The sequence below is a fragment of the Flavobacteriales bacterium genome, from assembly GCA_029248105.1.
Taxonomy (GTDB): domain Bacteria; phylum Bacteroidota; class Bacteroidia; order Flavobacteriales; family UBA7312; genus UBA8444.
Genome location: JAQWJZ010000037.1, coordinates 102,770 through 121,714, shown reverse-complemented (window position 1 = coordinate 121,714; position 18,945 = coordinate 102,770). Strand labels below are relative to the sequence as shown.

The 18,945-nt window shown below is 35.8% G+C and carries 15 protein-coding genes, 1 tRNA gene and 1 pseudogene; 8 read left to right on the top strand and 9 right to left on the bottom strand.

Annotated features, from left to right (window positions below):
* Positions 1 to 59 precede the first annotated feature (59 nt).
* The 4 genes from P8I29_07135 to dnaE all read right to left on the bottom strand — a co-directional run bounded on the left by P8I29_07135 (position 60) and on the right by dnaE (position 5,914).
* Positions 60 to 133: transfer RNA gene (locus P8I29_07135), tRNA-Asp, on the bottom strand.
* A gap of 85 nt (positions 134 to 218) precedes the next feature.
* On the bottom strand, positions 219 to 1,139 hold the full coding sequence (locus P8I29_07130) for a DUF58 domain-containing protein (GenBank protein ID MDG1917564.1): 921 nt from the start codon (positions 1,137 to 1,139) through the stop codon (positions 219 to 221).
* Positions 1,140 to 1,186: 47 nt separating this feature from the next.
* On the bottom strand, positions 1,187 to 1,504 hold the full coding sequence (gene trxA / locus P8I29_07125; GenBank protein MDG1917563.1) for a thioredoxin: 318 nt from the start codon (positions 1,502 to 1,504) through the stop codon (positions 1,187 to 1,189).
* A gap of 51 nt (positions 1,505 to 1,555) precedes the next feature.
* A complete protein-coding gene (gene dnaE / locus P8I29_07120; GenBank protein MDG1917562.1) occupies positions 1,556 to 5,914 on the bottom strand; it encodes a DNA polymerase III subunit alpha in 4,359 nt (1,452 codons plus the stop codon).
* Between the two features lie 169 nt (positions 5,915 to 6,083).
* Between dnaE and P8I29_07115 the strand changes: the two are divergent.
* The 3 genes and pseudogenes from P8I29_07115 to P8I29_07105 all read left to right on the top strand — a co-directional run bounded on the left by P8I29_07115 (position 6,084) and on the right by P8I29_07105 (position 7,956).
* Positions 6,084 to 6,647: pseudogene (locus P8I29_07115) on the top strand (30S ribosomal protein S16).
* A gap of 163 nt (positions 6,648 to 6,810) precedes the next feature.
* Positions 6,811 to 7,326: a ribosome maturation factor RimM gene (rimM, locus tag P8I29_07110; GenBank protein ID MDG1917561.1), complete on the top strand. Its 516-nt coding sequence runs from the start codon at positions 6,811 to 6,813 to the stop codon at positions 7,324 to 7,326.
* A gap of 129 nt (positions 7,327 to 7,455) precedes the next feature.
* Complete coding sequence (locus P8I29_07105; GenBank protein ID MDG1917560.1) at positions 7,456 to 7,956, top strand: DUF4294 domain-containing protein; 501 nt, start codon at positions 7,456 to 7,458, stop codon at positions 7,954 to 7,956.
* A gap of 2 nt (positions 7,957 to 7,958) precedes the next feature.
* Here the strand turns inward: P8I29_07105 and P8I29_07100 are convergent, their stop codons facing one another.
* Positions 7,959 to 8,849 carry a 3-hydroxybutyryl-CoA dehydrogenase gene (locus P8I29_07100; protein ID MDG1917559.1) on the bottom strand — a complete coding sequence of 297 codons (891 nt, stop codon included), beginning with the start codon at positions 8,847 to 8,849 and terminating at the stop codon, positions 7,959 to 7,961.
* Between the two features lie 37 nt (positions 8,850 to 8,886).
* On the bottom strand, positions 8,887 to 9,531 hold the full coding sequence (locus tag P8I29_07095) for a protein-L-isoaspartate(D-aspartate) O-methyltransferase (protein ID MDG1917558.1): 645 nt from the start codon (positions 9,529 to 9,531) through the stop codon (positions 8,887 to 8,889).
* 70 nt (positions 9,532 to 9,601) lie between these two features.
* Here P8I29_07095 and P8I29_07090 point away from each other — a divergent pair, with 70 nt between their 5' ends.
* The 3 genes from P8I29_07090 to P8I29_07080 are packed head-to-tail and all read left to right on the top strand — an operon-like array spanning position 9,602 to position 12,854.
* Entirely contained in the window at positions 9,602 to 10,594 is a 993-nt protein-coding gene (locus P8I29_07090; GenBank protein MDG1917557.1) for a Gfo/Idh/MocA family oxidoreductase, read from the top strand.
* Between the two features lie 36 nt (positions 10,595 to 10,630).
* Positions 10,631 to 11,464: a hypothetical protein gene (locus P8I29_07085; GenBank protein MDG1917556.1), complete on the top strand. Its 834-nt coding sequence runs from the start codon at positions 10,631 to 10,633 to the stop codon at positions 11,462 to 11,464.
* Positions 11,454 to 12,854 (top strand): sugar transferase, encoded by a 1,401-nt coding sequence (locus P8I29_07080; protein ID MDG1917555.1) that lies wholly within the window; start codon positions 11,454 to 11,456, stop codon positions 12,852 to 12,854. The genes P8I29_07085 and P8I29_07080 overlap by 11 nt, the downstream gene beginning before the upstream one ends.
* Positions 12,855 to 12,856: 2 nt before the next feature.
* Here P8I29_07080 and accC read toward each other — a convergent pair whose 3' ends face one another.
* Together accC and sucC are read right to left on the bottom strand one after the other, a co-directional pair.
* A complete protein-coding gene (gene accC / locus P8I29_07075; GenBank protein MDG1917554.1) occupies positions 12,857 to 14,338 on the bottom strand; it encodes an acetyl-CoA carboxylase biotin carboxylase subunit in 1,482 nt (493 codons plus the stop codon).
* Between the two features lie 78 nt (positions 14,339 to 14,416).
* Positions 14,417 to 15,607, bottom strand: a complete 1,191-nt coding sequence (sucC, locus tag P8I29_07070) for an ADP-forming succinate--CoA ligase subunit beta (GenBank protein ID MDG1917553.1) — start codon at positions 15,605 to 15,607, stop codon at positions 14,417 to 14,419.
* A 100-nt stretch (positions 15,608 to 15,707) separates the two neighbouring features.
* Between sucC and P8I29_07065 the strand changes: the two genes are divergently transcribed.
* Entirely contained in the window at positions 15,708 to 17,984 is a 2,277-nt protein-coding gene (locus P8I29_07065; protein MDG1917552.1) for a DUF5916 domain-containing protein, read from the top strand.
* Positions 17,981 to 18,631 carry an ABC transporter ATP-binding protein gene (locus tag P8I29_07060; GenBank protein ID MDG1917551.1) on the top strand — a complete coding sequence of 217 codons (651 nt, stop codon included), beginning with the start codon at positions 17,981 to 17,983 and terminating at the stop codon, positions 18,629 to 18,631. Before P8I29_07065 ends, P8I29_07060 begins: the two co-directional genes overlap by 4 nt.
* Here the strand turns inward: P8I29_07060 and P8I29_07055 are convergent.
* Positions 18,602 to 18,922 (bottom strand): hypothetical protein, encoded by a 321-nt coding sequence (locus P8I29_07055; GenBank protein MDG1917550.1) that lies wholly within the window; start codon positions 18,920 to 18,922, stop codon positions 18,602 to 18,604. The two genes, P8I29_07060 and P8I29_07055, sit on opposite strands and share 30 nt — an antisense overlap.
* Positions 18,923 to 18,945: the final 23 nt, after the last annotated feature.

Here is an 18,945-nt window from a genome sequence, read left to right as displayed (position 1 = left end):
CTTTCGACAACGCCAAAAAGAAAACCCCTTGAAAATCAAGGGGTTAACTCCGAAATCTGCGGTCTGGACGGGACTCGAACCCGCGACCCCATGCGTGACAGGCATGTATTCTAACCAACTGAACTACCAAACCGTTTCTATAAAAGAACAGCTTCTTGCGAAGCGGTTGCAAATATAAATTGTTTTTTGAATTAGTAACAAAGAATATTTAAAAAAAATCAATGCAGCTTAGCTCGTTTTCTAAGATAAGATAATAAAATAGATTCAAAACCTGAATTTATATCTACTTCCACAAAGTCTATTTTATATTGAATACATTTCAATTTTAAGGCATTTAAAAATTCTTGAGATTCTTGAACAAAATTTTTCTTAACTTCATTAGGAGAAAGCTTGAGCATCTCTCCTGTTTCCATATCAACAAACTTGTAAGGTCTATTCTCATAATCAAATTCTAGCTCTTTAGACTTATCCATAACGTGAAACAATACGACCTCATGTTTGTTAAACTTCAAATGATGTAACGCAGAAAACAATTCCTCATTTTTCTCAGAATTATCAAACATATCACTGAACAAGATAACTAAAGAACGTTGATGAATATTCTCTGCAATCTGATGCAGACCATCAACAAGTCGAGAGCTTTTCATTAATGAAGGCTGATGAAGAACTTTATCTAATTCATGCAAAAGATACTGATGATGCTTGGTGCTAGTCTTTTCGTTTGTATGCAGATTTACTTTATCTGAAAACAAACTCAGTCCAACTGCGTCTCTTTGTCTTTTCAATAAGTTCATGAGGGCTGCTGCACATAAAACCGAGAAATATAACTTATTAGGATTATCCACACTTGGGTTATCCTTATTTGGAAAATACATAGATGAAGATTGGTCAATAATAATCCTACACCTTAGGTTGGTTTCTTCTTCAAATCGTTTTACAAAGAACTTATCTGTACGTGCATACAGTTTCCAATCAATATGTCTAGTACTTTCACCAGAATTGTAAAGACGATGTTCGGCAAATTCCACAGAAAAACCATGAAAAGGACTTTTGTGAAGACCTGTAATAAACCCTTCAACCACTTGATTGGCTAGTAGTTCAAGATTCTCAAACTTTTCTATGTCTTTCCTTTCAATCATAAACAAAAAAAGGGCAAAAAGCCCTTTTTATAAATTATTCTAAAAAATTATAATTGGGCATCTAATTTTTCAGCCAATACGTTTTTAGGCACTGCACCGATTACCTTGTCTACAATCTGACCATTTTTAAAGATTAATAAAGCCGGTATATTACGAATACCGTATTCGGAAGGTACTGCTGAGTTATCATCAACATTTACTTTACCTACTACGGCCTTTCCTTCATAGTCGTTGGCTAACTCATCAACGATAGGACCTACCATTCGACAAGGACCACACCATGTAGCCCAAAAGTCTACTAATACTGGTTTGTCTGAATCTAAAACTGTTTCTTTAAAATTTGCGTCTGTAATTTCTAATGCCATTGTATTATTTTTTTAATTTATTTTAAAAATGTGTACAACAAAATTACACATTTAATTGATTTTAATTTCCAAGAAAGGAATTTGTTTTAACTGTAAAATAAATGCTTCATCTAAGTTAATTTTAAACTTTTTAGAACGTAGAGGGACTTTGTAGCCTTCATCAAAATCAGTCACTATAAATTTTAGATTGTGTTTACCTGGGAATTGTTCTGACAAAGAAATGATAGAATCTATCATATCCTTAGTCAAATCGTCAATAGACACAGAGACATTGACAGATCGTTTAGCTTTCTCTTTTATCTCGGAAAGTAACTCCACATTAACCAACTTCATTTCAAGCTCTCCATTACCCCATTTTCTTTCCTGTACCCTGCATTGAGCATACAAGAACCAACCTTCCGTCATATAGGCTTTATAATCAGGGTAATCGTTACCAAATAAGAAAAAAGTAATATTGTCATGGTAGTCTTCAATCGAAAGTGTACCAAAAGGCTTACCTCCTTTAGTAAAACGGTGTTCTATTTTAGAAACCATACCTGCAATATGTATATCTTTTCCTTTGATACTTTGCAAATCGTGCAGCTCAGAAATATTGAAGTTACAGAAACTTTCCATCTCCAATTTATAATCATCTAAGGGATGACCTGAAATATAAAAACCCACAACTTCCTTTTCTTTATTGAGTAACTCAAGAGAATTCCAAGGTTCAACAACAGGGATACTTGGCTCAAGTAAATTTTCCTCTGAACTTTCACCAAACAATGAAACTTGAGCAGAATCTAAATTCTCTTGATATTTATGACCGTATTTCATTATTTTCTCTAAAAAAATAGTGCCATTACCTTCGTCATAAAAGTAGGTAGAACGTTTGTGTCCAAAACTATCAAAACCTCCAGCATTAACTAGACTTTCAAAAGCACGTTTGTTAGCAGCTCTTAAATCTATACGTTTAGCTAAGTCAAAGACGGATTGGTAATTGCCATTCTCTTGACGTTCATTGACAATGGTTTCCACTGCACCCTCACCTACACCTTTAATTGCTCCTAATCCAAAACGGATTTCACCATTTTTATTTACTGCAAACTTGTAAAAACTTTCATTTACATCAGGACCTAATACCTTTACTCCCATACGTTTACATTCCTCCATATAGAAAGTCACCTTCTTGATGTCATTCATGTTGTGAGTAAGATAGGCAGCCATATATTCGGCAGGATAATGCGCTTTTAAATAGGCGGTTTGAAAGGCTATTAAGGCGTAGCATGTTGAGTGAGACTTGTTGAATGCATAGGCCGCAAAAGCTTCCCAATCACCCCATATCTTCTCAGCTATTTCTGTATCGTGTCCTCTTTCCTTACAACCATCTAAAAATTTAGGTTTTAACTTTTGAAGTAAAGCGAAAATCTTTTTACCCATTGCTTTACGCAAAACATCGGCATCACCTTTAGAAAAACCTGCTAACTCCTGAGAAAGTAACATCACTTGCTCTTGGTAAACTGTAATACCATAAGTATCTGCTAGAATGCCGGACATCTCAGGCAAATCATAAACAATATCTTCTTTGCCATGTTTACGAGCAATGAAGTTAGGAATGTACTCCATAGGTCCGGGTCTGTAAAGAGCATTCATAGCAATTAAATCATCGAATTTATCAGGCTTTAATAGCTTGAGGTTTTTCTGCATCCCAGGTGATTCGAATTGAAAAATACCGTTGGTTTCACCTCTTTGAAAAAGCTGATAGGTAAGCTCATCATCTAAAGGAATTTCGTCTGGATCAATGTCAACATCGTGAATATGCTTGATAATTTTACAACAATCTTTTATGATAGTCAGGTTCTTCAAACCTAAGAAATCCATCTTCAGCATTCCAGCAGATTCAACAACACTATTATCAAATTGGGTGACTAATAAGTCAGCTCCTTTGGCTTTACTGACTGGTACAAATTTGGTAATGTCATCTGGCGTAATGATAACACCACAAGCGTGAACACCAATATTTCTTAATGAACCTTCAAGGATAGTGGCTTGTTGAATGGTTTTGGATTGTAAGTTGTCACCTTCAGCTAGTTCTTTGAAATCTTGAGCCATCTTATACTGCTCAGAATTGAGTTTCTCTTTGAGTTCTTTTTCTTCAAAATTGAATAGTTTATTGAGCTTGATGTCTGGCATCTTTTTGGTAAGCGTATCAGCTTCAGACAGTGGCAAATCCAAAACTCTAGCAGTATCTCTCAAGGAAGACTTGGCGGCCATCGTACCATAAGTTATGATTTGAGCTACTTGATTCTGACCATATTTATTGACTACCCAGTCAATGATTTTACCTCTTCCTTCATCATCAAAATCGATATCAATATCAGGAAGAGAAACTCTGTCAGGATTCAAAAAACGCTCAAATAGTAAGTCATACTTTATAGGATCTACATTGGTAATGCCGACACAGTAAGCTACAGCTGAACCTGCTGCCGAACCCCTTCCTGGTCCAACCGAAACACCCATTTTACGAGCTTGAGAAGTGAAGTCTTGAACAATTAAAAAATAACCTGGGTAGCCTGTTTTTGCTATCGTTTCTAATTCAAAGTCTAGGCGTTCTTTTATTTCTTCTGTTATTTCAGGGTATCTCTTTTTAGCACCTTCGTAAGTCAAATGTCGCAAGTAGGCATTTTCTCCTCTTTTACCATCATCTGCTTCGTCTTCCGGGACTACAAATTCTTCGGGAATATCAAAGGCAGGAAGTAGAACATCACGCTTCAATTGATAGCATTCTACTTTATCAATTATTTCAGTAATATTTATTATCGCTTCGGGAACATCCTTGAACAGGGATTTCATCTCATCTGATGACTTGAAATAATATTGATTGTTTGCAAAACCATATCTAAACCCTCGACCTCGACCGATTGGAGTAGACTGTAATTCTGCATCTTTAACGCACAATAAAATATCGTGTGCATTAGCATCTTCTTCGCTCAGATAATGTGAATTGTTGGCAGCCACTACCTTAACTTGGTGCTTTTTAGCAAACCTTATTAAAGTATCATTAACCCGCTTTTCTTCTTCTAAACCATGACGAACTAACTCAATATAAAAATCGTCTGCAAATTGTTCTTTCCACCATAACAAAGCCTCCTCCGCTTGTTTTTCTCCTACAGACAAAATGAGGTCAGAAATTTCACCTTTCAACCCACCACTTAAGGCAATCAAACCTTCTTTGTATTCACCAACAACCGTCTTGTCAATTCTTGGCACATAGTAAAAGCCATCTACAAAAGCAATAGAACTCATCTTGGCTAGGTTATGATATCCTTGCTTGTTCTTTGCTAAAAACACGACTCCTCTCCCATTGTCTTTGACACTATGATCTTTATGGTCTTTACAAATCGATAATTCGCAACCTACAATGCTTTTCAAGGGTAGCTTCTTTAATTCCGAGTCAATTTCACCCTTATCAACTTTCTTGTTGTACTCCACAACTTCTTGATTAATAGGGTGTTTATGAATGGCATCTACAAAGTGAAATGCACCATATAAATTGGAAGAATCGGTTAGAGCTACAGCAGGCATCTCCATAGATGCAGCTTTGTCCACCATAGCCTTAATCTTTGTGGTAGATTGAAGTACAGAAAACTGAGAATGATTATGAAGATGAGCAAAAGGATATTGGCTTAAATCTACATTATTATCTGTCGATATGGTTTCGGAGGCTGTTTCTGTTTTATACTTTTCACTTTCAGCTTTTAAATTAAGGTGCTTCAAGCCAAGGGTGGCTATAGAATCAGGATTCTTAGTTTGAAAATCTGATAAATAATTGTCTGATTGTTGTAAGTCATTACTAGAATAATGCCCTAGCCTTAAAAGCTCTAAGAAACATCGTGTTGTGGCTTCTACATCGGCAGTGGCATTATGGGCTTCTCCAAAAGTATCATCAAATAAATGACTGTAAAGCTCAGTAAGGTTAGGCAGTTTAAATTTACCACCCCTACCACCAGGAATTTGACACAGGAGAGCCGTCTTTTCGGTACAAGTATCTAAAACAGGCATTGTAGTCCATTCTAAATCTTTTTCGAAACGATGAAACTCACATCCCCAAACGTTAACATCAAAACCTACGTTTTGACCAACAATAAATTTGGCTTGAGATACGGCTTCACTAAAACTGTCCAAAACATCAGACAATTCATGACCTTCATTTGCCGCTAATTTAGTAGAAATACCATGTATTTTTTCAACTTCATAAGGAATATCAAAGCCATCAGGACGAATTAAAAAGTCCTTATGCTCAATTATTTCACCCATTTCATCGTGTAATTGCCATGCAATTTGCACACAACGAGGCCAGTTATCTGTATCCGTCAAAGGTGCTTTCCAGCTTCTAGGCAGTCCAGTAGTTTCAGTATCAAAAATTAGGTACACGTATCTTTGCTTTTTTTATTTATTGTAAAAGTAAAAATTAAGGCAAATAAATCGAGCATTGTTGATAAGTATTAAAATTTAGTTTTTCTTTCTTATTAGAAGAAATAATTGCATATTTGCGCCCCTAATTATTAACCAGATACTACAGAGTTAGTTAAACTGAAACATTATGCCTACAAAAATTAGATTACAAAGACACGGTAGAAAAGCTAAACCAATTTTCAAAATTGTTGTTGCTGATAGTCGTGCAAAAAGAGACGGTAAATTCATTGAGAATTTAGGTCAGTACAATCCAAACACCAACCCTGCATCTATTGAATTAAACTTTGACAGAGCATTGGATTGGGTAATAAAAGGTGCGCAGCCTACAAATACAGCTTTGGCTTTATTAAAGTACAAAGGAGTAATGATGAAAAAACACCTCTTAGGTGGTGTTGCTAAAGGCGCATTTTCTGAGGAAGAAGCAGCTAAAAGATTTGAGGCTTGGTTGTCTGAAAAAGAAGATAAAATCAACGCTAAGAGAGATAATTTATCTAAAGCTGAGCAAGAAACTGCGAAAGCAAGACTTGCTGCTGAAAAAGAAATCAGTGATGCTAGAGCTCAAGAATTAGCAAACGCTAATGCTGCCTTAGCTTCTGAAGCTGAAGCTGTAAGCGAAGAAGCTCCTGCTACTGAAGAAGCTCCTGCTGCTGAAGAGGCACCTGCTACTGAAGAAGCTTCTGCTGCTGAAGAGGCACCTGCTGCTGAAGAAGCTCCTGCTGCTGCTGAAGAAGCTCCTGCTGCTGCTGAAGAAGCTCCTGCTGCTGAAGAGGCACCTGCTACTAAAGAAGCTCCTGCTGCTGAAGAGGCACCTGCTGCTGAAGATAAAGAAGAAAAAACCGCTGAGTAAATTGATTATGAAAAAGGAAGAATGTTTCTTTCTTGGAATAATCAGTAAAAAACACGGTTATAAGGGAGATGTTAATATCAAACTTGATGTTACCCCCTCCGAAAATTTTAAGGAACTAAATCACTTATTCATTGAATTGAATGGTAATTTGGTTCCTTTTTTTATAAGTTCTCTCCGTTTTAAAAATAATGGTTTCATCGTAGTAAAGTTTGAAGATGTAGATAATGATGAAAGCGCAAATGCACTTATCGGCAAATCGACCTATTTGCCTTTAGAGTGCTTACCTCAAGAAGAAAATCCTTTAAAAGCTCTCTTAAATTATACTGCCATAGATGATAAGCATGGTGAATTAGGTAAAATAATAGATATTCAATCCAACAACGGACAAGACTTATTTGTTATAGATTATGATGATAAGGAAATTCTAATTCCTATAACAGAGCATTTTATCAGCCAGATAGATAAGGATAAGAAAATCGTTCATTTGATTACACCTGATGGTCTAATCGACCTATTCCTTTAAATAAGCTTAACAATAATAGCACCACATCTATAGTTTGATAACTATATTTGTATGGTGAAAGTCTTTGTTTTCATATTGTGTTTTCCGCTGATATCTTTTTGTCAATTAGATACTTTTCTGATTAAAGAAATGTATTACAAAGACAATGACACCCTTATACTAGCAGATATTGACGAAGTAGAAATTTTACATTTCAAAAATCGTGAGGATGCTCGGTATTTCAAACGACTTCAATACAAAACCCTCAAGGTCTATCCTTATGCTAAATTGGCTGCAGAACAATTGGACAGCATACAAACTCAATTAGAACTTATCCCCAAAAGAAGAAAACGCAAAGCCTATATCAAAGCTACAGAACAATGGGTCAAAGAAGATTTAGCACCAGAATTAAAAAAATTATCCCGTTGGGAAGGACGCATACTTTCTAAGCTAATTTACAGAGAAACCAATATCAGCACCTATGAGATAGTTAAAGACTTAAAAGGCGGTTTCTATGCCTTCTTTTGGCAAGGTATGGCGAAACTATACGACAACAATCTTAAAACACCCTACCAACCCCAAAATGTTGAAGAAGATAAATGGATAGAATATATCTTAAAAGATGCTAAACAAAAAGGAATTATTGAATGAAACTACCTTACAAACTGAGCCGATAGCTTTTTGTTTCTAGGTCCTTCAGAATAATCGTAAAAGCCTTCACCAGATTTAACTCCTAGTTTCCCAGCTGTTACCATATTAACCAATAATGGACAAGGCGCATATTTGGGATTGCCAAAGCCTTCGTGCATAACCTCCAATATGGATAAGCAAACATCTAATCCGATAAAGTCAGCCAAATGCAAAGGCCCCATAGGATGAGCCATTCCTAGCATCATTACGGTATCTATTTCTTCTACTCCTGCTACTCCTTCGTGCAGTGTAATGATAGCCTCATTAATCATAGGCATTAGAATACGGTTGGCAACAAAACCAGGATAATCGTTTACTTCAACTGGTGACTTACCCAATGACTTAGATACTTCCATAATAGTATTGGTCACTTGATCCGATGTAGCATAACCACGTATAACTTCTACCAATTTCATAACTGGCACAGGATTCATAAAGTGCATACCTATAACCTTATCAGGACGTTGTGTTGCAGATGCAATTTTAGTAATGGATATAGAAGATGTATTTGAACCTAGTATAGTATGCTCATCGCATAGCTCATCCAGTTGAGAGAATATCTTAAGCTTAATATCCATATTCTCGGTAGCTGCTTCTACCACCAAATCCAATCCTTTAACAGCAGAAGATATATCTGTAAACGTTTGTATATTATTCAAGGTATTGATTTTATCGGCTTCTGAAATTTTCTCTTTGGCCACCATTCTATCTAGGTTTTTAGAAATAGTAGCCATAGCTTTTTCTAGAGCAGATTCGGACAAATCTATCAGACGAACACTATAACCACTTTGCGCAAATACATGAGCAATACCATTACCCATTGTTCCAGCACCAATAACTCCAATATGTTTCATAATATCTTGATTTTATTTTGAGCAAAAGTAATAAATACTATTGGCTCTTTTTACGTAATAAGGGCACAAATGAAAAATCACCTAATACCGTTTGTTCTATATCCTTTTCGGACTTTTTAACGATTAAGATCATTTTCTGAGTATCGGCACCACCAACAGGGATTACCATTCTGCCCCCTACCTTCAACTGAGCTACCAAATCTTCAGGAATGAAAGGTGCACCAGCAGTAACGATAATCTTATCAAAAGGAGCAAACTTCTCTAAACCTTTATATCCATCGCCATAGAAAAACATGGCTTGGTAGCCTAGCTTGGGTAAAAAGTCCTTAGTTTTTCGATATAATTCTTTTTGCCTTTCTATGCTAAATACTTGTGCCTTTAGCTCTAATAAAACAGCTGTTTGATAGCCAGAACCAGTTCCAACCTCCAGTACTTTTTCATAAGGCTTAACCTCCAATAATTCAGTCTGATATGCAACAGTATAAGGATGGGAAATAGTTTGCCCAGAACCTATCGGAAAAGCTTTATCCTGATAAGCAAATTCTAGAAAAGCCTTGTCTATAAAAGAGTGTCTAGGAATTTTAGAAATAGCCGTCAATACTTTTTGGTCATTTATCCCTTTTTCTCTCAATACGTCCACCAGTTTGAGACGCAACCCTTGATGTCTAAAATTATCATTCATATCAATAGGTTTCAAAAATAGTATTAAGTCTGTATTAAATTTCTATTTTAGCAGAAATTATATCATTTCTATGCTGAAAATAGGAGTTATTGGCGCAGGTCACTTAGGAAAAATACACCTTAAAATACTTTTGGAGTTGAAAGATACTTATGAAGTGGTTGGGTTTTATGACACCGACAGAGAAAATGCAAAAATAGTTAATCGATCGTTTCGTGTTAAATCCTTTAAATCAATTGAGCAATTGATAGAAGCATCTGACATCATAGACATTGTATCTCCTACTGTTTCTCATTTCGATTGTGCCAGCTTAGCTATAAAGTCAAACAAACATGTCTTCATAGAAAAACCCATTACTCAAACTGTCTTAGAGGCAGAAACACTTATGAAGCTATCCAGAGAAGCAGGTGTTAAAGTACAAGTGGGGCATGTAGAACGTTTTAACTCAGCCTACATATCTGCAAAAGAATTTGTTTCAAAGCCCCTATTTATAGAGTCGCATAGGTTAGCAGAGTTCAACCCACGAGGAACCGATGTGCCAGTGGTTTTGGATTTGATGATTCATGATTTAGACATTATTTTAAAATTGGTCAATTCTCCTGTTAAAAGTGTACAAGCATCAGGCGTTTCAGTAATAAGTGATACTCCAGACATTGCAAATGCTAGAATAGAATTTAATAATGGGTGTGTATGTAACCTTACTGCAAGTAGAATGTCGCTAAAGAATATGCGTAAAACACGTGTTTTTCAAAAAGACGCTTACATATCAATAAATTATCTAGAGAAGAAAACCGAAGTCATTAAACTGAAAAATATAAAACCGTCCGAAGACATTGACCCATTAGCAATAGTCCTAGACTTAGGTAAAGGGAAAAGAAAAAAACAAATCTATTTTGAAAACCCCGAAATAGAAGACAACAATGCCATCAAAGATGAATTCATCAGCTTTGCAAATTCTATCAATGAAGATATTGAGCCTCAAGTATCTATAACAGATGGACTAAGGGCTTTAGAATTAGCCGAATCTATACTTGATAAGATGAAATTAAGCCATCAGTTAATATAAGAGTAATAGTTTTTGAATTAACACGTTAGTAGATATATGAAACCCCTTTGTACATTATTAATCCTTAGCAGTTTATTTAGTTGCGAAGTCTTTAATATTGAAGAAGATATCCCTTCTCTAATAACTATAGAATCAATAGAAGTTGAAGGTAATTATACTTCAAAAATATCCGATGCTTGGGTGTATATTGACAATGAGTTTCAAGGAGTTTATCCTCTTCCGGCTAACTTTCCTGTTCTAAAATCAGGTCAGCAAGACATCATTATTGAAGCAGGAGTTAAAAAGAATGGTATTTCATCAAGTAGAGTAAACTATCCCTATTTTACTTCATATGAACTTTCTACTGAACTATTTGAAAATCAGAACTTGACATTAACCCCTAAAGTAAATTATTCTTTCAACAACTTCCCTTACAATGAGGATTTTGAAGGTGTGGGTACTAGCTTAACTGTTATTTCAGATTCTACAAATCATACTATAGAAAAGATATACGATAGCTCTAATAATAACTTTGGAAACTATTATGCAAAAAGTGTTATCTCTGGAGATATTGGTGAGCTATTCGAATGTAATACTTCTGACTTTGACCTACCCAAAAATCAAGAAGTGTACTTGGAGATGGACTACAAATGTAATTCATCAATCGTTGTAGGGATGTATGCTAATGGAAGTTCAACTGTAAATAAAAACACCATTATTTATTTAAACAAAAAAGACGATTGGAACAAAATATACATATCCTTAACAGAAATTATTGCTAATTTCAGCGATGCCTTAGACTACAAGTTATTTTTTGCCATACCTAGAGATACTTCATTAACTCAAAACGAAATGTTTTTAGATAACATTAAATTAGTTTATGAAGAATAACCTTTTACACACTCTTAAATATATTGGCCTAGATATTCTCAGTGCTTCTCTAGCATGGCTGTTATTTATGTGTTATCGAGTAGTCTATTTAGATAAGTTAGTCATTGAATTCAGATTAGATTATGCTATCAACTTATTAATCATTAGCATCTGCTGGATTGTTTTCTACGCTGTTGTAGGTAATTACAACGATATTTATCGCAAGTCAAGACTTAAGGAAATAACACAGATATTTTTAGTCACTCTTATTGGGGTTACAATCATTTTCTTTGCTGTACTTCTGGACGACTTCATAGTCAACTACAAACAATACTATTCATCATTTATAGCCTTATTCTGTTTTCATTTTATCATAACTTCTTCATTTAGATTTCTTCTAACCACACGTACAGCATTCAGAATTCATAATAAGATTATTGGTTTTAACACACTCATTATAGGTAGTAACGAAAAAGCCAGAATTCTTTTTAATGATTTGGAAAATGAAGAAAAGTCAAGTGGTCATATCCTTTTAGGTTATCTTAATGTAGATGATAAGAGAACTCATTTGTTAAAAGAACACCTTCCTCATCTTGGTAATTTTGAAAGTGCTAAAAAAATAATAAAGGAAAAGGAAGTCGAAGATATAATAATAGCTATTGAATCTTCAGAGCACGATAAAATAGAACGCATCTTAAATGAACTAGAAAATACCGATGTATATGTCAAAATTATTCCTGATATGTATGATATCCTTTCTGGAAGCGTAAAGATGAACTCTATACTTGGAACGCCATTAATAGAAATAAAGCATAAGCTATTGCCACAATGGGAGTTTATTGTTAAGCGGATTTTTGATTATCTATTTTCATTGATAGCAATCGTTTTATTTTCACCCATATTACTATTAACAGCAATTGCTGTAAAATTAAGCTCTTCAGGTTCCATTATCTATAAACAAGAAAGAGTAGGTCAATTTGGTAAGAAATTCAATATCTATAAGTTTAGATCTATGTATGAAGATGCTGAAAAAGATGGACCTAAACTTTCCAGTAAAACCGATTCAAGAGTAACAGCATGGGGACGTATAATGAGAAAAATTCGTCTAGATGAAACACCTCAGTTTTTTAATGTTTTATTTGGACATATGAGTTTTGTTGGCCCTCGACCAGAGCGTGATTTTTTTGCTAATCAACTTATTAAAAAAGCACCGCACTACAAACACATTTATAGGGTAAAACCAGGAATTACATCTTGGGGAATGGTGAAATTTGGCTATGCTGAAAATACAGATGAAATGCTCGAAAGATTGAAGTATGATATCTTATATATTGAAAACATGTCATTACTTATTGATCTTAAAATAATGATTCACACCATACTTATCATCCTACAAGGTAGAGGAAAGTAGTATTATCTTCTGTTTTTCTTCCAGTTACTTACATTTTCAGATTGTGCCTCTACGCTAGTAATAGACGTATTTTCTGTATGCAAATATTGAGCTAATAATGCGGCAATTTGGGCTTCTTCTTCATTAGAATTATCCAAAACTGTAGGGACTGTAAAGTGAGTCTTAACGAAATGAGTATCAAAATTACCACTGATAAAATGCTCGTTATCCATTACAAATAAAGCGAATGGCAAGGTGGTTTTAACACCAGCAATAGTATAATCTTGAATAGCTCGTTTCATTCTAGAAATAGCCTCTTCCCTATCTTTGCCGTAAGTAATAAGTTTAGATAACATAGAATCGTAATAAATGGGTATTTCCATACCTTCATCAAAACCATTATCTACACGCACACCAACGCTGTCTGGTAAAGTGTAACGTTTTAAAGTACCAATATCAGGAGCAAAATTATTCATAGGGTCTTCGGCATATACTCGAACCTCTAATGAATGACCTTGAATAGACAAATCTTCTTGAGAAAATGAAAGCTTTTCTCCTCTTGCAATTTTTATTTGTTCTTTAACCAAGTCAACAGCGGTTATCATTTCTGTAACAGGGTGTTCTACTTGCAGACGAGTATTCATTTCTAAGAAGTAGAAATCCTTATTTTCATCCAGTAAAAACTCAACCGTACCTGCACCCACATAATTACAGGACTTAGCAACATTAACCGCACATTGGCCCATTGCTTCTCTTATTTCGGCAGTAAGTACCGCAGAAGGAGCTTCTTCAATAACTTTCTGATGACGGCGTTGTATGGAACATTCTCTTTCAAAGAGATGCACCACATTGCCATGAGTATCAGCTAATATTTGTATTTCTATATGTCGAGGCGAACCTACATAACGTTCAATGAAGACCGAACCGTCACCAAAAGAGGATATGGCTTCACTCACTGCCAATTTCATTTGTTCTTCAAAATCTGTGGCTTGCTCCACGACGCGCATTCCTTTACCACCACCGCCTGCTGCAGCTTTGATGAGTATAGGATAACCTATTCCTTCAGCAATAGATTTGGCTTCTTCAACATCTGTAATTTTTTCATCTGTACCAGGAACCATAGGCACATTAAATTGCTTAACGGTGGCTTTGGCTTTTAGCTTATCGCCCATCATTTCCATAGCTTCAGCAGAAGGACCAATAAGTGTAATATTTTCCTTAACTAATCTTCTAGCAAAATCAGCATTTTCGGAAAGGAAACCATAACCGGGATGTATAGCATCTACATTTAACTGTTTGCATACTTCTATGATTTTTTCAACATTGAGGTAAGACTCCGCTGATGGTGGAGGTCCTACACAAACGGCTTCATCGGCATATCTTACATGGGGTGACATACGGTCAGCTTCTGAATATATAGCCACAGTTTGTATTCCCATTTCTTTGGCAGAACGCATTACTCTTAATGCAATTTCTCCTCTGTTAGCAATTAATATTTTTTTCATCGTTTCCAAAATCAAGCGTAAATATAGAATAAAAAAAAAGCAGCTAAAAAGCTGCTTTTATAATTTTTTAAAAGAGTATTAGGCTAAAACTTCTTTAACCTTGTCAGCAGCCTCTTGTAATAGGATAGCCGAGATAACCTTCAAACCACTTTCGTCAATGAGTTTTTTTGCTTCTACGGCGTTTGTACCTTGAAGTCTAACGATAATAGGGATATTAATCTCACCAATATTTTTGTAAGCATCGACTACACCTTGTGCAACTCTATCGCAACGCACAATACCACCAAAAATGTTCACTAGTATAGCTTTAACACCTTTATCTTTCATAATAATTCTGAAGGCTTGTTCTACACGAGCCGCATCGGCAGTACCTCCAACGTCTAGGAAGTTTGCGGGATTACCACCTGCTTGTTTTATAATATCCATAGTAGCCATTGCCAAACCAGCACCATTGACCATACAGCCTACATTACCATCTAGTTTAACAAAGTTTAAGCCAAACTCTCCGGCCTCTACTTCTGTAGGGTCTTCTTCTCTTTTGTCTCTAAGTTCAGCATAGTCTTTGTGTCTGTATAGCGCATTGCCATCTAAAGCCACTTTTGAATCTACAGCTAAAATTTTATCATCTGAAGTCTTAAGGACAGGGTTTATCTCAAATAATGCGGCATCGATACCGTCATATGCAGCGTAAAGTGCAGAAACAAATTTAGTCATCTCTTTGAATGCAGTACCACTTAAACCGAGGTTGAAAGCTATCTTTCTACATTGAAAACCTTGTAAACCTACTTTAGGGTCTATTTCTTCTGTAAAAATCAAGTGTGGAGTCTTGTCGGCAACCTCTTCGATATCCATACCACCTTCTGTAGAATACATAATCATATTTCTTCCTGTAGAACGGTTCAATAATACAGACATATAAAACTCTGAAGTTTCACTCTCGCCTGGGTAATAAACATCTTCAGCGATCAATACTTGGTGTACTAATTTTCCTTCAGCTGAAGTTTGAGGTGTAACTAAGTGCATACCTAAAATATCATTAGCGATGCTTTTGACCTCATCCAAAGATTTAGCCAATTTAACACCACCACCTTTACCACGACCACCAGCGTGAACTTGCGCTTTAACAACCCACCATGATGTTCCTGTTTCTTCGTTCAATTTTTGAGCTGCTGCTACAGCTTCTTCAGGAGTAGAAGCAACTATTCCTCTTTGTATGCGTACTCCAAAACTATTTAGTATTTCTTTACCTTGATACTCGTGTAGATTCATAATGAAAATTTTAGTTGAGCAAAAGTAAATTAATGTTTGGAATAATGAAACAACAGAATGGCATTATTTGGTAAATTTGTCCCCTAATTATTAACACTTGATGAAGCACCTATTTCTATTTATTTTATGCTTTCCCCTGTCTCTTCTAGCGCAGACTAAAAGCTATACAATCCAAAGAGCAGATGTAAGCCCCACAACCGATGGAAAAATTGAACAAGATGAATGGGCTAAACACGCTGTTGGTGGTGAATTTATCAGTTATTACCCTATTAGTGGCGCAAGTATGCCTAAGGGTTTTAGGACAGAATGGAAAGCCACCTATGACAATCAAGCTATTTATTTTGCTGTTGCTATGTATGACCCTCAAGCCGACAGCATAATGAGTCAGTTGTGTAAAAGGGATAAAATCGGTGGAAGTAACAACGACCATGTTTTGATACGCATAAATCCTTATCAAGATGGACAAACCGATTTTGGGTTTAAACTATCTCCACTAGGTGTTCAAGAAGATATTAAGTTTACTAATTATAGTCAAGATTCTAACTGGGATATGGTTTGGAAAGGCGCCACTTATAAAGATGATAATGGTTGGTATGCTGAATTTGAAATCCCCTATTCTGCTTTACGTTTTCCAAAAAGTGATGTTCAAGATTGGAGTGTAAATATCGAAAGGCATATCAGACGATACAGAGCATCATACACTTGGAATCCTATTGACATTACCAATGAAAACATCAGCTCTCAAGCAGGTACTATTAAAGGCTTTAAACATATTGAGCCTCCTTTGCGTCTTTCATTTTTACCATACATTTCTTCTTACGCCACCAACTACGATGGAGATACGGAATATAGTTTCAACGGCGGTATGGATGTAAAATACGGCATCAACGAAAGTTTTACTCTTGACATGACTTTGATTCCTGATTTTGGACAAGTGGGCTTTGATAATCAAGTGCTTAACCTCTCTCCGTTTGAAGTGCAATACGATGAGAAAAGACCTTTTTTTACTGAAGGCACAGAGTTGTTTGACAAAGGCTATTTATTCTACTCTAGGCGCATTAGCGACAATTTATTGAATGCTACCAAGATAACAGGAAGAACTGGAAAAAAACTAGGTATTGGTGTGCTAAACGCAGTAACAAATGAAACGGATAACGACCCTTTAAGTAACTATAACATAGTGGTACTTGACCAATCCTTACCCAACAATTCGTACTTGACCTTTACCAACACTAATGTTCAGAGAAAGGGGGGCGATTTAGCTAATGTTTCAGGACTGTTGTCTGTTTTCAGAAATAAAAGCAACACCTATCAGTTTTTTGGTAATTACAGATTCAGTCATGTAGAAGACCCAGAAGATACTGAGCAGGGCTTTGCATCGTATATGAATATCAGCAAAGTAGCTGGGAAATTTCAATTTGGACTAGCCAACAACATTGAAAGCGATACCTACAACCCTAACGATATGGGTTTTTTATACAACAACAACGAATTTAACACCTCAGCAGATGTTAGCTATCGTATTACTGAATCGACTAAGCGATTAGTAGATTTCAAATGCTCGGCATCTTTGAGTTATGAACAGTTATACAAACCAAGATTATTCAGTGAATTAAGTTATGAGGCTCAACAAGTATCTACCTTCAAGAATTTCCTGACATGGGGTGTTTCTTCAAGTGGAGAACTGACTGAAGGAAACGATTATTTTGAATCAAGAACGAGCATTGATGATGTTTTCAAGCGTTCTGAAAATTACATTGCTCGAATGTTTTTTTCTAGCGATTATCGAAGAAAATTAGCTCTTGACGTTAGCTTTGGTGGTGGACAAGCACCTCTATATGATGAACACACTTTGTTTTTCCGTATGTCACCGAGGGTAAGGTTTAGTGAAAAACTATTCATGTACTACGTCTTTTCAACCAAACTGACTGAAAATGAAACGGGCTACATTACTAGAGATAATGACCATTCTATTTTCTCTACTCGACAAAAGCAATTCTTTACCAACGTACTTAAGGCTGAATATGTCTTGAATACCAAGATGAGTTTTGATTTCAAATTCCGTCATCATTGGGAGCAAGTAAGAAACTATTCTTTCCATACATTAGATAAGTATGGCTACTTAGAAGATAGCGATTATGTTGGCGATAGAGATGTTAATTTCAACGCTTGGAACATTGATTTAAACTTCAACTATTGGTTTGCTCCTGCTAGTGAGATTAGCATTGTTTGGAAAAACTCGATATTAACTTCTGGCAATCGTGTAGAAAGCTATTATAAAGATAATTTAGAGGCCCTATTGAACAACCCTCAAGAGAATAGTTTATCTTTGAGAGTTCGATATTTTTTAGATTATCAATATTTGAAACAGAAGTGATAGCAGTAAAAGACATATTTAAGAGTTATGGTGACTTGCAAGTCCTCAAAGGCGTCAATTTAAATGTTGATTCTGGAGAGACAGTATCTATCGTTGGCGCATCGGGTGCTGGCAAGACTACTCTACTTCAAATTATTGGCACTTTGGACAAAGCTGATTCGGGAAGGTTATCCATTAACAGCACAGATTTACACACCCTAAACGATAAAGATTTATCACAATTCCGAAACGAATCCATTGGTTTTGTCTTTCAATTTCACAATCTACTTTCTGAGTTTACGGCATTGGAAAACATCTGCCTACCAGCTTTTATAAAAGGGACAAAGCGTTCGGATGCTGAAAGTCAAGCCCAAGAGTTGTTGTCCATACTTAATCTCAAGGACAGAGCGCACCACAAACCAAACGCTCTTTCTGGTGGTGAACAACAACGTGTAGCAGTAGCAAGGGCATTAATCAATAAGCCGAGTGTGTTGTTGGCTGACGAGCCTTCTGGAAATTTAGACTCTAAAAATGCCGATGAGCTACATCAACTACTTTTGAACCTCAATAAAGAAATGGGGCAATCTTGCGTTATCGTTACGCACAACACCTCTTTTGCCGATATGGCAGATCGTAAACTAACTATGGTGGACGGTTTGATTGTCTAAGCGATGGTTCTCTAGCTTTTGCATCAACAAGGTTAATTTCTCAATAGTCACGTGTTCCATTATCACAATTTTGAACCATTTTGAATGGTCGTGGTTATCAGGCACTAAGCCAAATGATTTAGCAATATCTTTATTCACAAAATCATTTTTTATGGTTATAATATTTGAATAAGGGAATCGGTAATATTCTACATTCAATTGATTGAGTTGTTTACACATCCAATCCGTTCTTTTCTGAAGAATAAATATTTTTTCTTGCCATGCAAAAGGCCCATTTTTAGAAAGTATCATCCAAGCAGCAACAGCATTTGCTC

Coding starts and splice junctions, on each gene's coding strand:
- trxA (MDG1917563.1), bottom strand. CDS start 1,504: ATGGCATTAGAAATTACAGACGCAAATTTTAAAGAAACAGTTTTAGAT.
- P8I29_07085 (MDG1917556.1), top strand. CDS start 10,631: ATGAAACCCCTTTGTACATTATTAATCCTTAGCAGTTTATTTAGTTGC.
- P8I29_07065 (MDG1917552.1), top strand. CDS start 15,708: ATGAAGCACCTATTTCTATTTATTTTATGCTTTCCCCTGTCTCTTCTA.
- rimM (MDG1917561.1), top strand. CDS start 6,811: ATGAAAAAGGAAGAATGTTTCTTTCTTGGAATAATCAGTAAAAAACAC.
- sucC (MDG1917553.1), bottom strand. CDS start 15,607: ATGAATCTACACGAGTATCAAGGTAAAGAAATACTAAATAGTTTTGGA.
- P8I29_07080 (MDG1917555.1), top strand. CDS start 11,454: ATGAAGAATAACCTTTTACACACTCTTAAATATATTGGCCTAGATATT.
- P8I29_07095 (MDG1917558.1), bottom strand. CDS start 9,531: ATGAATGATAATTTTAGACATCAAGGGTTGCGTCTCAAACTGGTGGAC.
- accC (MDG1917554.1), bottom strand. CDS start 14,338: ATGAAAAAAATATTAATTGCTAACAGAGGAGAAATTGCATTAAGAGTA.
- P8I29_07105 (MDG1917560.1), top strand. CDS start 7,456: ATGTATTACAAAGACAATGACACCCTTATACTAGCAGATATTGACGAA.
- P8I29_07130 (MDG1917564.1), bottom strand. CDS start 1,139: ATGATTGAAAGGAAAGACATAGAAAAGTTTGAGAATCTTGAACTACTA.
- P8I29_07100 (MDG1917559.1), bottom strand. CDS start 8,849: ATGAAACATATTGGAGTTATTGGTGCTGGAACAATGGGTAATGGTATT.
- P8I29_07090 (MDG1917557.1), top strand. CDS start 9,602: ATGCTGAAAATAGGAGTTATTGGCGCAGGTCACTTAGGAAAAATACAC.
- P8I29_07055 (MDG1917550.1), bottom strand. CDS start 18,922: ATGATACTTTCTAAAAATGGGCCTTTTGCATGGCAAGAAAAAATATTT.